Raw genomic sequence first — 15,384 nt, forward strand, 5'->3', positions numbered from 1 at the left:
AAATAATTTATTCAAAAATAGTTATTTATTGGAAATTATTTAAAGTTTACCTATCTAAAAAAAGAAAAAAATAAAAAAAGAGGAAAAATAAGGATTTATGGATTTATCCTTATAATTTAAGTTCCTCTTTGATTTTTGAGACAAAATTGTCCTCATGTTTTAAATCTGACTCATTCAAATCAGATTTTTTCCAGTTGATACTATTCCAAATAGGCATACGATTATGGATATTTGAATTTGGAAAATGTGTGTTTTCAAAACTTTGTGTTTTATTAATTTCTGGGAGGAAATCTAATTGGGAATTTGCTGGAATAGCATCATTAATTTTAGCTGACTTATTTTTAAATACAGAGATGTCTTTTCTATGAGTAAGGAAACTATTTGATTTGTTGGGAGTTGTGTTTTTAAAAGACAAATCCATATCAAAATGATTTAAGTCACCTTCATCCTTGAATTCAAAATGATTTTTGACAATATCCAATGAGATATTTTCAGGCGGCAAAACACCGTTGAAAGGCAAATTATTGAATTTTCCTTTCCTGTCGTTTTTGAATGCAGAAGAAATATTGTCCATTCCTATCAATTCAGATGTGACATCACTGATAACTTCACTGGATTCGTTATCCACAAATCCAGGAGCAGCAGTTTCATCAAATCTTAAATCAGGACGCATTTTTTCACCCTGTCTGAAATCTCTTTTATTGTCAATATCCTGAATTCCTGAATCATGAGATTTTTCATGATTTTGTTCGTATAAATTCATGTGTTCATCTGTTTCATAAGAAACATCATTTAAAGAAGTTTGATTATTATTTGAATGTGGATCTCCAACTGGTCCGTCGGACATTTCATGTACTCTTTCACTAGGAATATGTGGGCCGGCTGAATTAAATGATCCGTCTGGTCCATTCAAACCCGACTCACCTGCTTCGGCATCATCAAGTGCCACAGCCGAAACCTCCGAGACTATTGCGAAAGACAACATGACAATCAAAAATATCAAAACAATATTTTGTTTTTTGTTCATGTCTCACCTCGCTTAATTAAACTCCAACCTCAAGAATTATTCATGATTTATCATGAAATTTTTTCAAGGAATTCTTCTCAAATTCCTGAATCTTCTCAAGATTGTTAGTAATTATTAAGAAACAAGTAGTATATAAAGTTTTTCATTTAAAATAAGAAAAATTATGTTTAAAAATGCCAAAAAAAGCCATTTTAGGCAAGAAATTAAATGGCTAAAAATAGCTTAAATTCGATCTATCTAATCAAAAGCAAGCAAAATTAAAGCAATTTAATGATTAATTTTTCATCCCAAATATAACAAAAAATAAGTTTTTTAGATTAAATATAAAATAATAAAGCTTATTTTAATCAAATATTAATAAAAATTACTTATTTATAGTTAAATACAATTATAATTATCTATTCAAATCAAAAAAGCTTTTAAAATTGAAAAGGATTTTTAAAACGAATGAGTTAAATTAAAGGAATTTAAAATCGATTTGGAAGCTAAAGCTTAAAATTAAACATAATTATATTTTACAAATTAACGATGAATTGAAAATAGTCGAAGCAAGCATATTGAAAATGAACCAAATTATGCTTATTTCATCAAAATTAATCCAATTTAAAGTTATTTAAGCCAAATTAAGAAGTAAAATCTAGAAAAAAATTTAAGAAACAAAGAATAGTTAAAAAAGAATATAACATAATATTATTGATTATATACCATATTAAATATGTTATTTAAAGAGATGCTTCCTGATACGTTGCATAAAGTCCATATACCCAAATCAGGAATACGACAATGCTCATGAAAAATGAATAGAATGACACTATTTTACAGACCACCCATACCCCAAGGATTGTCAAAGCCTTTTTTACGTCTCCAACATATGCAATTCCAAGGCCAGGTATGAAAAATGATATCAATAGTGCGATTGTCATTGTTTTATCAACCATATTAATCACCAATGCTTTGATATTATATTTAATTTAAGGTTATTTAAAAATATTGAAATGTAATTTTTCAAGAATAATATAATATAGTAAAAAACCCAAATTATAACTAGATACAATGAATTATGAAAATAAAGCCCGTGTAATTAATGATGACATATTCGATTTGATAAATCGATGTTTCGATGAGGAAAGAAGTAGTCGAAATAATGAAGCAAGACTCAATTTTTTTGATACTTACAACAATTACTTTGTTTTAACGGATGATGGATCTTATTCTATTAACTCGAAAGAAATAAATCATAAAATTGAAACACTACATACATCTACAGGCGCAATTAGTGAGGCATTTGAGAAATTTATCAAGCCTATGAAGTTTGACTACTCAAATGACATTGCTATTCTAGACATCTGTGCGGGGCTTGGCTATAATTCATCAGCGGCAATTGACGATTTTTTGAAAAACTCAAATGATTCACATCTGACCATCGATATGGTTGAAATATCTGCTGCAACCCTTGCATGCGGTCTTTTGGTGCCCTCACCTATTAAAGCTCACGACATTACCAGAAAGGCAATAGAAAAAGAATTGATTAAAACAGGCTATGCAACTCTTGAACTTGAAAAAGAGGAAATCCCTTCAAATATTGACATCAACATCTTTATTGAGGATGCAAGACAAAGTGTTCAGAAATTAAAAGACAATAGCTATGACGCGATATTTCTCGATCCCTTCAGCCAGAACATGGCTCCCGAACTCTTTTCACTTGATTTCTTTAAGGAGTTTAAAAGAATCATAAAAGATACCGGAATTGTTGCAACATACACCTCATCAGCACCTGTCAGAGCCGCATTTATTGAAGCAGGTTTTTACATTGGTCTTGGACCGATTTTCGGGCGAAAACAGGGCGGTACACTTGCAAGTCCATCACAGGAAATGCTTGATACATCACTTCCAAAAAACGATGAGATTAGAATTGCACTATCCGATGTGGCCATTCCATTCAGAGATCCAGGATTAAACAATTCAAGCGATTTTATTTTAGATGAAAGAACCGAAGAGCGCCATGAAAAAAGACATACTGAAAAAATATCCTCTGCAGTAAAAACGCCTATCTTTTTAGGTCAGGAAATGGACGATGAAAAACTGAAAAGACGTGTCGAGAGAAATCTCGCAAAAATGAACATACCGTCAACGACATCTCCCGAAGCGTTCTATATCATTGAAATTGAAAAAAATTACACAGAAAAACAGGATTTAAAAAATAATTCAAGAACAAGAATTTTGGATATGGCTGAAAAATTAAAAAAAGTTAAAAATGGAGATTATTCGGAGTAAATCATCTCACCATTTTTTAACATATAAGCTATATCTTTTGTGGTTGGAATAGAAGTACTGACAGCTTTCAGTTTAGTTCCTCCACCATAGACATGTTCGTTTCCAAATACACTCCAGTCTGCATCACAGTCTGCACAGAAGATATGTCCTTCGGCACTTCCACCTTCCTTATGTCCGGTTGCCGGGAAAAGACCGTAATTGGTCGTTTCATCACCAGTCCAGAAAATACCCCAGTATAATTCACTGCTTCCACAGTACGGACATACTCTTTCAAATATTGTCAGGTAGAATTTGTATCCGTATGTTGACAATTCTCCTGAAGCTGAAGGTCTTCCGATTGCCATAATTGTTTTGTTATCCGGTGAAACACCGTATTGGGAATAATATAGGGTTTCATTTACATATGAGCCATTATCATAATAAATCATACCACCATCAAAAATTTCACCAATGTCTACTCCGGTTTCATTGATTATGTTGACCACATACAATCCGGTTTCCTTATCGTGGGATACAATAGTGTGAAGACCAAATTTCAAGTCTTTTTCAATAGCTGCAACTCCATATTCATCTGTTACAACGTTATAGCTCACACCATCAAGAATGAATTCCACTTCTTTGTTTTCAGCAGCAGATCCGTCACCGTTTAGCAATATTATGCTATATGTGGTGATTACGCTGTCAGTTACCATATCGGATGAAATGATTGTAGGTAAAACTGTTATAACATTTGAAAACATTTCACCGTTTACCGGATTTATTGCGGTTAAAATATAAGAACCCGGATGCAGATTAATGTTTAATTTAGCTACTCCGTTTTCATCAGTTGTTCTTTGATAGAAAACACCATTGATATTAAATGTTACATTGCCTTTTACCAATGCATTACCATTGCTGTTGAAAAATGTAGCGTAATACTGCGTTCCATTTTTATAAAACTTGGTAATGTCTGAAGCTGAAATTGACGGCAAAACTGTAATTAAATTTGAATACATCAAACCGTTCTGATGAGTAGCTGTAATAATATAATTGCCAGAGTGTAAATTAATGTTGAGTTTAGCAATTCCGTTTTCGTTTGTTTTACGAGTATAAAATACACCATTAATATTGAAAGTAACTTCACTGTTAACTAGCGGATTTCCATTGTTATCTAAAAAGGAAGCATAATACTGTGTGTCATTTTTAAAAGTTTTTACAACATCATCTCCAGCTATTGTTGATAAAACTTCAATACCACTGTCTAAAACTATTGAACTTGAATTATAGTTATAAAATGTAGAAACAGAATAAATTCCCGGATTTAAGTTAATTGCAATAGATGCCACACCGTTTTCATTAGTGTGTCTTGTATAATTAACTCCGCAGATATTAATAATTATATCAGCATTTTCCACAGGAATATCATCATGTGTTAAAGTTACTTCATATCTAGTTCCATTCTTATAATACAATGACAAATCCTTAGTCTGAAGAGAATATTCATCATTACTAACGGATTTGATATCTGAAGGAATCAGAGCACTTCCCGAAGGAGGTTCCTCATCCATTTCACTCATTTCAAGATCATCATTTACAGCAGTTGTGTCATAAGCTGCAACTGCAGAAATAGATAATATGAAAACGAGTGTTATAAACAATAAACTAATTTTTTTATTAAACATATATTAACCTCGTTAACATAGAAGATGCAAAATCCAGTTTTGCACCGGCGATATAAATGTTTCAAACTTTTCTTATAAAAAGCTTTGTATTTACAAAAAGGTCATAAATAAAGCTAAATAGCTAAAATAAAGCACAATTAAAAGGAATTGATTAATGCCTATTGTTAAGTTGTTTATGAAAAATATCAAAGAAAGTTTATTTTTGAATTTAAAAGTCTTAAATGGCTCATTGATGAATTGGCATATAACAAAGATATATTTAAAAGGAGCCTAAAACATCAAATTTTTTAAAATGAATGATAGTACAAAAAAGTCTATAGTATTTAAATAAAAATAAAAAAGAAAATATTGGCGGAATAAACAAATGAAAGGTTTATTCCACAGTTACACATTTTGCTAAATTTCTTGGTTTATCAGGGTCAAAACCTTTTTCAATTGTAATATAATATGACAGCAATTGAAGAGGAACAATGTATACCAAAGGTGCAATAATTTCAGACACATCAGGATTTATGCCGAATACTTCAGGTGCCTTTTCCTTCAGTTCCTCATCATCCAGTGAACCGAATGCGAGTACACGTGCTCCACGGGATTTGACTTCCTCAAGGTTACTCATGGTTTTCTTGTGGGATTCTCCAGGAGGTATTACAACAACAACCGGAATTCCTTCATCTATTAAGGCCAAAGGACCATGTTTAAGCTCTCCGGCAGCATAACCTTCACCGTGAATATATGAAATTTCTTTTAATTTCAATGCTCCTTCCAAGGCGGTTGGATAAACATAGCCTCTTCCAAGATAGAAAAAGTCTTTTGCATAATTGTATCTTTTTGACATGGATTTGATTGATTCAACATCCATCAGTACTTCATCAATGAAATCAGGAACCTTATCGAGTTCATCAAGCAATTCCTCGTTATCAGCCATCAATGCAGAGAACATGTATATTGCAGTAAGCTGTGATACATATGTCTTTGTTGCTGCAACTCCAATTTCAGGACCTGCCTGAGTTTGAATAACATATTGGGCTCTTCTTGTGATTGATGAACCTGCAACGTTAACTATACCTAATGTTTTTGATGTCTGATTAGCAACATCCAATGCCTTAAGAGAGTCTGCGGTTTCACCTGATTGAGAAATAAATATAACCAAAGTATCTTCTTTTAATGTTTTTGCGGAGTATTTAAACTCTGATGCAAGTATTACATCCGTTGGTATTCCAGCAAGTGATTCAAGAAGATATTTACCTGTAAGTGATGCATGATATGATGTTCCGCAAGCAACAAAACAGACTCTTGAAACATCATCCAAATCATCAATTATCTTTTGGATGTTATCCCTTTGAGTCAGAGTATTTCTAACGGCAGTTGCCTGTTCATTAATTTCCTTTATCATGAAATGGTCATATCCTTCTTTTTCAGCCATTTCAGGCGTCCAGTTGATTGTATCCACTTCTTTATTAATTGGATTGTCAAATTCATCATGAACAACAACACCGCTTTTATCCAAAATTACGATTTCACCTTTTTCAGGATAAATTATGTCTTTTGCATATTTTAGAATAGCCGGTGAGTCAGATGCCAAGTAATAGCCGTCTTCGCCTAACCCTACAATCAATGGAGAGTCTTTTCTTGTCGCTACAATCTTATCGGGTTCTCTTGAAGATATTGCTGCTATTGCATATGCTCCTTCAAGAATTTCAATTGTTTTTCTTACAGCATGTTCCAAATCCAATCCTTCATCCATAAACTTCTGAATAAGATGTGGAATGACTTCGGTATCAGTGTCTGACTTGAAGGTATGGCCTTCAGCAATTAAATCCGCTTTAATTTTTGTATTGTTTTCAATAATACCGTTGTGAACTACAGCTATTGTATTTTCTTCATCCAGCTGAGGGTGGGAATTAAGTTTTGACGGATCTCCGTGGGTAGCCCATCTTACGTGAGCAATACCGAAATCTCCAGGCATATTAGGTAAATCCAATTTCTGGTTAACTTCATCAATTTTTCCTTTATCCTTTTTAACATGGATACTTCCATCGTAAGTGGCAAGCCCGATAGAGTCATATCCTCTATATTCCAATTTTGAAATGCAGTCAAAAAGAATTGGTGCTACATCTTCATCATTATCCTTTAATATACAACCTACAATACCGCACATGTTAACACCTTAATAATTATAAATGTCCTTATAAAGCTTTACAACCTCACCGATAATCAGAATGGCTGGGGTCTTAATGTCCTTTTGGGAAATGTTTTCTAGAGTTCCGAAAATTACATTTTCATCAGGTAATGTTCCGCTTTCTATTACACATACAGGAGTGTCTTTATCCCTATATTTCATAATTTCTGCAGTATTTTCCTCAATATTACCAATACCCATTAATATAATTAAAGTATCTGCAGTGTAGTCCCAATGAACCTGACTTTCAGCCTTTGTCGGGTCTTCATGACCTGTCACTATTGTGACTGATGTTGCAACAGCCCTATGAGTTACAGGTAGTCCGAGTGATGTTGGTGCTCCAATAGCTGAAGTAACTCCTGGAATAACTTCAAATTTGATATCATGTTCCATTAAAGCTAAAATTTCTTCTCCGCCACGACCGAATACAAATGGGTCTCCTCCTTTAAGCCTTACGACATTTTCATGTGCCTTGGCCTGTTCAATAATTAACTCATTGATTTGGTCCTGTGTTTTATAATGTTCACCTGCCTTTTTGCCGACATATATCCTTTCTGCTGATTCGGGCGCATGTGCCAATATCTCTTCATTGGCCAAATAATCATATAAAACAACATCGGCCTTATTTAAAGCCTTAACTGCTTTAAGAGTTATTAAGTCCGCATCTCCAGGTCCTGCACCAATTAAATAAACTACCATCTAAATCACTTTTAATATTTATATGAACCCTTTAAAGAAATTTAAACCGTCAGTGGAGCCCAATATTTCTTCACAAGCTCTTTCAGGGTGAGGCATCATTGCACAAACAAGTCCTGATTCATCACATACGCTTGTAATCGCTTCCATTGATCCGTTAGGGTTTCTGTCTTTAAATTGCAATACGATTTGGTCTTGGTCTTTTAACAAATCAATATCTTCTGTATAAAATCTACCTTCTGCATGAGCAATTGGTATTTTAACAGTTTGTCCTTTCTTAAAATCTTTTGTAAAAGGAGTTCTGGTATTTGATACTTTTAAATCAACCCATTCACAGTTGAATTTAGGGTTTTCATTTGTAATGAATATTCCTGGAACAAGGCCTATTTCTCCTAAAATTTGAGCCCCGTTACATATTCCCAAAACAGGTTTTTCTTCCTTAACCAAAGCTTTAATCCCATCAATTACAGGAGTGATTGAAGCCATAGCGCCTGCCCTTAAGTAATCTCCATAGGAAAATCCTCCAGGAATTACAACACCATCAAAATCAGTTAAATCATCATTGCTCCACCAAACGTATTCAGCTTCAAGGCCAACAAGTTCAATAGCACGGGCTACATCCCTATCACAGTTGGTTCCAGGAAATCTAATTACTCCGATTTTAGTCACTTAAATCACCTTATTTACCGCAAGCCATGTTTTGTGGAATTACATTGATTTTATAATTGTGAATTACAGGATTACAGAGTAATCTTTCACACATGTCTACAACATTTTCCCTTATTACTTCCCTGTCTTCCCCTTCCATTTGGAATTTGATAATTTCAACAGTTTTTGTATTTTTAACTTCATAACCAAGTAAATCAAGAGATCTTTCAATTGTTGTAGCTTCAGGGTTTAACATACCGTCTTTTAAAGAAATTTTAACTTCAATATCAAAAATCATTTAAATCACCTTTTCATCATCAGGAATAATTCTATTATATACTTCTATATAAGCGTCCATAACTTCAGCGTCTTTACCTTCTCTGAACAGTTCTTTATCCAGCATATCCAATGTTTCAGCATCCCATAATCTGCATCCGTCAGGGGAAATTTCATCACCCAAAAGAATGTTTCCATCCTTATCCTTACCGAATTCCACTTTAAAATCAACCAATATAATACCTGCATCCTTAAAGAATTCAGTTAAAACTTCATTGATTTTTAAAGCTTTTTCAGCTAGAATATCGACTTCTTCATCTGTAGCTATGCCCAATGCTCTGATGAGAGAGCGGTTAAGCATCGGATCGTGGTATTCATCATCCTTATAGTCCATTTCCACAATTGGAGGTTCTAATTTTTTACCGTCCTCAATCGGATATCTGCGAACCAAACTGCCTGTTGCGATATTTCTCACAATTACCTCAATCGGAATCATATCAAGCTTTTTGGCCAACATTACGTTTACTTCAGGTAAATCGATGAACTGTGTTTCAACACCATTTTCCTCTAAAACCTTAAATATTTTAGCTGAAATGACCGCATTATATGCGCCTTTTTTATCCATGACTTCCTTACGTGCACCATCACCGGCAGTCATGTCATCACGAAACTCGATGATAACTTCATCATCTTTTTCAGTGTTGAATACACTTTTTACCTTACCGGAATTAATTAACTCTTTTTTCTCCATGATATCAACAAATAAATTTTTAAATTATTATGCTATTAGTTTTGTTTTAAATATTATATAACATTAATTAAAAAAAGAGTCAGAATTATTGATTTTAAAAATAATTTTAAAATAAAAAAAAGAATGGTTATAAAATATAACCAATTATCGTTTTCTAAATGAGATAGCAAACACAGCACCAATAGCCACTAACAAAAGAAGCAATACCGGAAGACCAGTATTTTTATCGCTTAATGCACTCAATGGTTTTGGCATTTGTTTTTTAGGTTTTTTAACAGTCTGTGTAGTATTGTTGGTTACTTTTTTTGCAGGAGTTACATTGGTATTGTTTGTAGTGTTTGTTGTATTGGTAGCATTATCTCCGGTTACAGCAGTAACATTTTGAGTTGCTACAGGCTCACCGCTGGCATTTCCTGTGACATTTGTAGTGTTGTTGTCAGATCCGTTACCTACTTTTAAATTAACATCTTTGGAAATTTTAGAATAATTTCCATTTCCTTCATAGGTTACTTTTACAACATAATCTCCATCTTTTAAACCAGTCAAATCAACTGTTGCCTGTCCATCAACAACATTTGCAGAGACGTTTTTTCCGTTTACTGAAACGCTCACTTTACCTTGCGCATCACCAGGAAGGGTGACTTGAACATGAGCAGTTTCACCGGTACCGATGTCTGCAACATATACACTCATTTCCGGCTGTTCAGCTGCAAAAGCCATATTAACAGCAAGAAGAGCTAAAATTAAAATTGATAAAATAGCTATTTTTCTCATGATTTATTATCTATAAAAACTAGTAAATAAGATTTTAGTTATTTAATTGAAAAATGAGTCATTGCCTATACATTAGAAAATATTTAAAAATGAAATTAGAAAAATAAGTTCATTATTTGAGATTAACCCCCTTCAATTTGACAATCGAAGTCGACCAACCTGCAAATAATCAATCATTATTTCAATATTTTTGATACTTCATTCCATTCTCTTTAGCACAACGATAGAAAGAGGAAGTGCAAAAATGGAAATTATTGCTGATACTAAAAACAGGTTCCCATAATTTCCTGTTGTTGCAAACAATCCCAAAAATGCCGGTCCAAAACCCAAAGCAATATCAGTGCATAACAAATAAGTGGCAATTGCATATGAATGTCTTTCTTCTGGAGCATTTTTCGTAACCATCGCGTTTGCAATCGAATAGAATGTTCCAAAACCTACTCCAGTACATACAGCACAGATTATTACACTAACAAATGAAGGATATAATGCAATTAAAAATACTCCAATAGACTGTAGGGTAATAGGAACTATTGTAACCAGCCAGTTTCCAAATTTATCCTGGATTTTTCCGCCCAAAGGTCTTGCAATAATCAGGATTATTGAATAAATTATGAAAAACAATGAAAATGCTTCGACCAAATTAAGTTCATGTGCATAAACTCCACTAAAGGAAATGATTCCGACGTAACCGAATGAACATAGAGAAGCGACAATAGAAATAGGTATTGCATTAGGTTCTATGAACTTTTTTATGCCAGAATATTGGCTTTTAGTATCATAATCCTCTGTTTGAGGTTGTTTTATCTGAACAAATAATATACATACCAATGCAAGAACTGCAAAGACAGTAGCCACTAAAAAACAGCTTGTTGCACCGAAATTATCAATAAGATAATCTCCCACAATAGGACCAAAACCAACAGCAAGAGGAGTTCCGGTTAAGAAATATCCCATTGCTTCACCAAAACGTTTTGCAGGAAGTATTGGGGTCGCTATTGTAATAATGGCGGCACCTCCAGCACCCATACCTATACCATGAAGGAATCTGACCAGCAAAAGCATTGGAATATTGTTTGATATGAAATATAAAAGACAAACAACCAAATGCAATCCCAAAAATACATAGGCAGTTTTACGCCAGCCCCATTTTTGAAGTGCCTGGCCGGAATAAATCAAGGAAATAAGTCCACCGATTACATAAATTCCGGATGCCAAACCTGCAACAGATGCAGATGCACCCATATTAGTTGTATACTCTGTAATTGGAGACATTAAAACATACATTACAAAAGATGTAAAAAACAATGCCCCGAATATTAAAAAGAATTGTGAAGTAAATATTTTTTCCTTAGTGTTACTCATTTAAACCCCAACTATGTTTTAGATGCTATGATTACCCCGCCAACACCGTTTGGCGGAAGTTCTATCCTTAAATTAAGTATTCTAAGCAAAGCCTCCATTCCTCTTCTTTTACTTATTAAACATTGATAAGTGGTTTCAGGAACAAATATCATTCCCCCGACTTTCACTTTTGTAAAAATCTCAAGGAATAATTCGGCAATTTCATCTTCCTTTTTATTGATCATGCTTGAATTCAAATTTACAATAACACAGTCATAAGTGGCATGAAGCTCTGAAATTTCATCCAAACCTGCCTGAACACAGTTCCTGTCGATTTTTTGATCGGTTACGAAAAGTGTAGTACCATAAATTTCACAGGTATCCAATAGTTTAATTGAGTCATTGATAGATTTTTCATTATCAATTACAGGTAATTCATCATTATATTCACTTAAAACCAAATCAAATGCTTTTGACTCAACTTTACGCAAGAATTCCAAATCATGATGCAAAGCAAATAAATTGTCATGAACCAAATAAACTAAACCGCAACTTGAATTCAAATCTATGGTCTTTACAAAGGGATGGAGAGTTTCAAAGGAATTTGGAAGAGAAGTCCTGTGATGACTTGCCAATTTAAGGCTAATGTTTGTCATTGGTGAGGAATCAGCAAGAATATCCTTAGGAGCGATGAAAAATTTAACAACACCATGGGCAAAAAGCCTATAAGGTTTTTTCTTCTCCTCAGAGAAATGTTCCGGTTTTAAATATGAATCAAGGATACTGTCAGTTTCGTGCTGGCCTGAAATATTGTCTAAAAATTCGGAGTCCATATGACCTCCACAAGGCCTGCAATTAACTTCAATTAAAACAGGACCGTCATCATCAATCATATATTCACCATGAACCGGCCCGTATTGAATTCCTATAGCATCAGCTACCTTATATGCATATTCAATCATTTCAGCTTCACCGATGTTTAACTCGTTGACTGTACGGCAGGTATCATAGATAATGGCACCTTCAGATGTTTTAACCTTATGATATTTCCATACCAGTGTAACCCTGTGGTCTCCCTGACATGAAACGGTGTTGACAATATACTCATCACCGGAAATAAATTCCTGAATCAACATCTCACTATTATCCTCACCATAATAATTGGTCTCATCAAAGAGTTCATTCAAGGAAGCAACCATTTCCTCTTTGTTTGCACAAATCCTTACACTGGAAGAACCTGCACTATATATCGGCTTTATAACAACCTGCTTCAGGTTTTCATCATCATAAAATTTAATTGCTTCATCTATGGAAGTTACAGTTTGGCCTCTGATATGGCGGAGATTGTTTTCAGCAAGTCTCTTTTGCATTTCATCCTTTAATGTCATTGCATCAAGGTTTTCAATCGGATTGCAGAGTAAGCCCAAATCACTGGACAGTCTGGATGCAAGAATAACACCCTTTTCGTTACCCGGCAAAACTAAAATAGGATCATAATCGCGAACCATTTCAAGAGTTTCTTCATAGGTGTCCTTTTCATGAATCCATTCAAAATCATATTCTATTGAATTCAAATCTCCTTCAACATAATCAATATATTCCTTAACCTCCGGTGAATCTCCAGAAATTTTTGACTGAATCACAACCGGATTATAACCTCTGCTTATAATATCATAAATAAAATTCTTACCTGTTGAAATTGCATCAACAATAATGATATTCCTCATAAAAACACTCCTTAATTAGAATATATAAAAGATAATATAAAAAATTATCAGATGAATTTTAAATCATCTTTCGTTTTTCCGAATTTGGTTCCGTTGCTTTTTCCATTCGGAAGGGTTGATATGATGGTGAGAGGATAATCATCTAAAGGATTGATAATCATTGTATGAATTACATCCTTTCTTGTCTTGATTGTTATTTCATAGGCGTTTTCCTTTCTTACAAGAACACCTTCAAGAAAAACATCATTGAAAGACTCTTCATAAAGATACGCCGGTAATTCAATATCCAATTTGAAATAATTCAATATATCCTTTAAGATCATGAAAATCAAAAAAATAAAAAAGTAAAATTAACTATGCTGTAATAGTTAATTCTTTTACTGCATTACAGGTATTATAATCGCTGGTACCGTTGAAAGTACAGTTAAAAGTATAATTACCCGGATTTACGCCTGCAATACCAAATCCTAATTTACCGTCATTGCCTGTAGTAAAGTTAATGTGATTTTTTTCACCGCTTTCTGCAATGACAATAATGTCAACTACTGATTAGCTATAGGAGAACCGTCCTTTGCAGTTAATGTTAAATTAAAAAAGTCTCCGTTTTTTAAAGTATCAGGGCTTGTAACTTCCATCTGACTGTCCTGAGCAGCATATACAAAGGATGTTGCAATAACAAGTACAAGCAATGCAAGGATTATTTTCTTCATATTTTCACCTCTATTCTAAATTTGGCAGATATTTTTGATCTGATGCGTAAGATGAACCAATCAGTTCACCGGTTTCAACATCATATTGCCTAAATCCGCCATCTTTATAGCGGACTTCACGGTATTTACCGCTTCCGGCCTGAAAATTGGTTTTTATTTCTTCAGATACAATATCTGCATCTTTAGATACTAAGTTTTCATTTTCACTAGAATTATTTTGATTAATAAAAATCACCTCCACAAAAAAGCAAATGTGTAGAATTTTTAATTAAAAAACTTATTAAGATTTAATTAGTATCTAAAGATAGTTTGATTTTAATATTTAATTAAATTATTGATTTTTTTGAATTTTTACCTGAACATGTAAAAATTACTGGATGACAAAATATTACTCGATGAAGTCAATATTATGAATAAAGAGTTATTTTCAAATAAAAGGTAAATTTTTAGATTTTAATTAGTCAATATTAAAAAATAAAGATTTATAAGCATTAAAATTCAATAAAAAAATAAAAGAGGTGAAAAAATGTGTGATGAAATTAAAGAAAAATATTTTCCAATACGGCACGATGCCGAAGATGAAATATTCATTATCTGCATGAGCCAATTGGAAGAATTTCCTGAACATATTACCAAATTAGATGACATTATTGGAAGATATGACTCAAGATATGTGTCAGAATCATACAAAAATCTAAATTTGGATTCCGTCAGACAAAGAAAAGACAAAAGTCTAATCAATATAGAGCACCATTCCAACATCAATCCTGATTTAATGAGAAGGGATTATGAATACTGCATTTCAATACATGCTGCAACAAAAAAAGAGGTTCAACCATTCATATTCTATTCAGGAAAACTGCCAGTAAACGAAGTTGAATATGCAAATGATACAATGTTTTACAATCCAGTATGGAACAAAACAAGAAAAACTAATGGAAACATAATACTTAATAGTCTCAAATACAAAATAGAAAAACAAGAAGAATGTAATGCTTTTGACATAATCGATTTGATATGGCTTCCAAGCTACAATATAGATTTAAGTATTGAGAACACCATATGTGAATGTATTAAGATTTACAAATATATGATTACTGATGAATGGCTATCATATGTTGCTAAAAAATGCCTTAAATTATGGGTTGGAAGATATATTGAAAGCAAAAATCAAATAAAAAAAGCTGCAGGAGGTTTAGGTATGAGCGCACTTGAATTAAAATCATTTGAAGAACAATTAGCAAACGTAATATATGCAAACAGACTAGAACAAGCCGAAAATCGAGGAAGAGAAGAAGGAATAGAACAAGGAATAGA

General features: G+C 33.2%; 16 protein-coding genes. 2 read left to right on the forward strand and 14 right to left on the reverse strand.

Annotated elements, in window-relative coordinates:
• Positions 1-109: 109 nt before the first annotated feature.
• Positions 110-1,027 (reverse strand): hypothetical protein, encoded by a 918-nt coding sequence (locus tag ACKI44_RS09615; protein ID WP_407423827.1) that lies wholly within the window; start codon positions 1,025-1,027, stop codon positions 110-112.
• A gap of 722 nt (positions 1,028-1,749) precedes the next feature.
• On the reverse strand, positions 1,750-1,977 hold the full coding sequence (locus tag ACKI44_RS09620; protein WP_407423829.1) for a hypothetical protein: 228 nt from the start codon (positions 1,975-1,977) through the stop codon (positions 1,750-1,752).
• A 103-nt stretch (positions 1,978-2,080) separates the two neighbouring features.
• Between ACKI44_RS09620 and ACKI44_RS09625 the strand changes: the two genes are divergently transcribed.
• Complete coding sequence (locus ACKI44_RS09625; RefSeq protein ID WP_407423831.1) at positions 2,081-3,301, forward strand: MnmC family methyltransferase; 1,221 nt, start codon at positions 2,081-2,083, stop codon at positions 3,299-3,301.
• On the opposite strand, the gene ACKI44_RS09630 is transcribed toward ACKI44_RS09625, so the two are convergent.
• The 12 genes from ACKI44_RS09630 to ACKI44_RS09685 form a co-directional block, all read right to left on the reverse strand.
• Complete coding sequence (locus ACKI44_RS09630; RefSeq protein ID WP_407423833.1) at positions 3,289-4,962, reverse strand: adhesin; 1,674 nt, start codon at positions 4,960-4,962, stop codon at positions 3,289-3,291. The two genes, ACKI44_RS09625 and ACKI44_RS09630, sit on opposite strands and share 13 nt — an antisense overlap.
• Positions 4,963-5,335: 373 nt before the next feature.
• Positions 5,336-7,120: a glutamine--fructose-6-phosphate transaminase (isomerizing) gene (gene glmS, locus ACKI44_RS09635; protein ID WP_407423835.1), complete on the reverse strand. Its 1,785-nt coding sequence runs from the start codon at positions 7,118-7,120 to the stop codon at positions 5,336-5,338.
• A 9-nt stretch (positions 7,121-7,129) separates the two neighbouring features.
• A complete protein-coding gene (gene cobA / locus ACKI44_RS09640) occupies positions 7,130-7,840 on the reverse strand; it encodes a uroporphyrinogen-III C-methyltransferase (protein WP_407423837.1) in 711 nt (236 codons plus the stop codon).
• An 18-nt stretch (positions 7,841-7,858) separates the two neighbouring features.
• A complete protein-coding gene (gene purQ, locus ACKI44_RS09645; protein WP_407423839.1) occupies positions 7,859-8,506 on the reverse strand; it encodes a phosphoribosylformylglycinamidine synthase subunit PurQ in 648 nt (215 codons plus the stop codon).
• A gap of 10 nt (positions 8,507-8,516) precedes the next feature.
• Positions 8,517-8,783, reverse strand: coding sequence for a phosphoribosylformylglycinamidine synthase subunit PurS (purS, locus tag ACKI44_RS09650; RefSeq protein WP_407423841.1), 267 nt, complete (start codon positions 8,781-8,783; stop codon positions 8,517-8,519).
• Complete coding sequence (gene purC / locus ACKI44_RS09655; RefSeq protein WP_407423843.1) at positions 8,784-9,512, reverse strand: phosphoribosylaminoimidazolesuccinocarboxamide synthase; 729 nt, start codon at positions 9,510-9,512, stop codon at positions 8,784-8,786.
• A gap of 144 nt (positions 9,513-9,656) precedes the next feature.
• Positions 9,657-10,286 carry an Ig-like domain repeat protein gene (locus ACKI44_RS09660; protein ID WP_407423845.1) on the reverse strand — a complete coding sequence of 210 codons (630 nt, stop codon included), beginning with the start codon at positions 10,284-10,286 and terminating at the stop codon, positions 9,657-9,659.
• A 198-nt stretch (positions 10,287-10,484) separates the two neighbouring features.
• Positions 10,485-11,651 (reverse strand): MFS transporter, encoded by a 1,167-nt coding sequence (locus tag ACKI44_RS09665; RefSeq protein ID WP_407423847.1) that lies wholly within the window; start codon positions 11,649-11,651, stop codon positions 10,485-10,487.
• 11 nt (positions 11,652-11,662) lie between these two features.
• Positions 11,663-13,357, reverse strand: coding sequence for an ATP-grasp domain-containing protein (locus ACKI44_RS09670; RefSeq protein ID WP_407423849.1), 1,695 nt, complete (start codon positions 13,355-13,357; stop codon positions 11,663-11,665).
• 47 nt (positions 13,358-13,404) lie between these two features.
• Complete coding sequence (locus ACKI44_RS09675) at positions 13,405-13,680, reverse strand: hypothetical protein (RefSeq protein WP_407423851.1); 276 nt, start codon at positions 13,678-13,680, stop codon at positions 13,405-13,407.
• Positions 13,681-13,899: 219 nt separating this feature from the next.
• Entirely contained in the window at positions 13,900-14,067 is a 168-nt protein-coding gene (locus tag ACKI44_RS09680; RefSeq protein ID WP_407423853.1) for a hypothetical protein, read from the reverse strand.
• 10 nt (positions 14,068-14,077) lie between these two features.
• Entirely contained in the window at positions 14,078-14,302 is a 225-nt protein-coding gene (locus ACKI44_RS09685; RefSeq protein WP_407423855.1) for a hypothetical protein, read from the reverse strand.
• A 363-nt stretch (positions 14,303-14,665) separates the two neighbouring features.
• On the opposite strand from ACKI44_RS09685, the gene ACKI44_RS09690 reads away from it, so the two are divergent.
• Positions 14,666-15,384 (forward strand): hypothetical protein (locus tag ACKI44_RS09690; RefSeq protein ID WP_407423857.1); only part of this gene is annotated, 719 nt, incomplete at its 3' end.

The sequence above is a fragment of the Methanobrevibacter sp. genome (genome assembly GCF_045646205.1).
Lineage (GTDB): Archaea > Methanobacteriota > Methanobacteria > Methanobacteriales > Methanobacteriaceae > Methanocatella.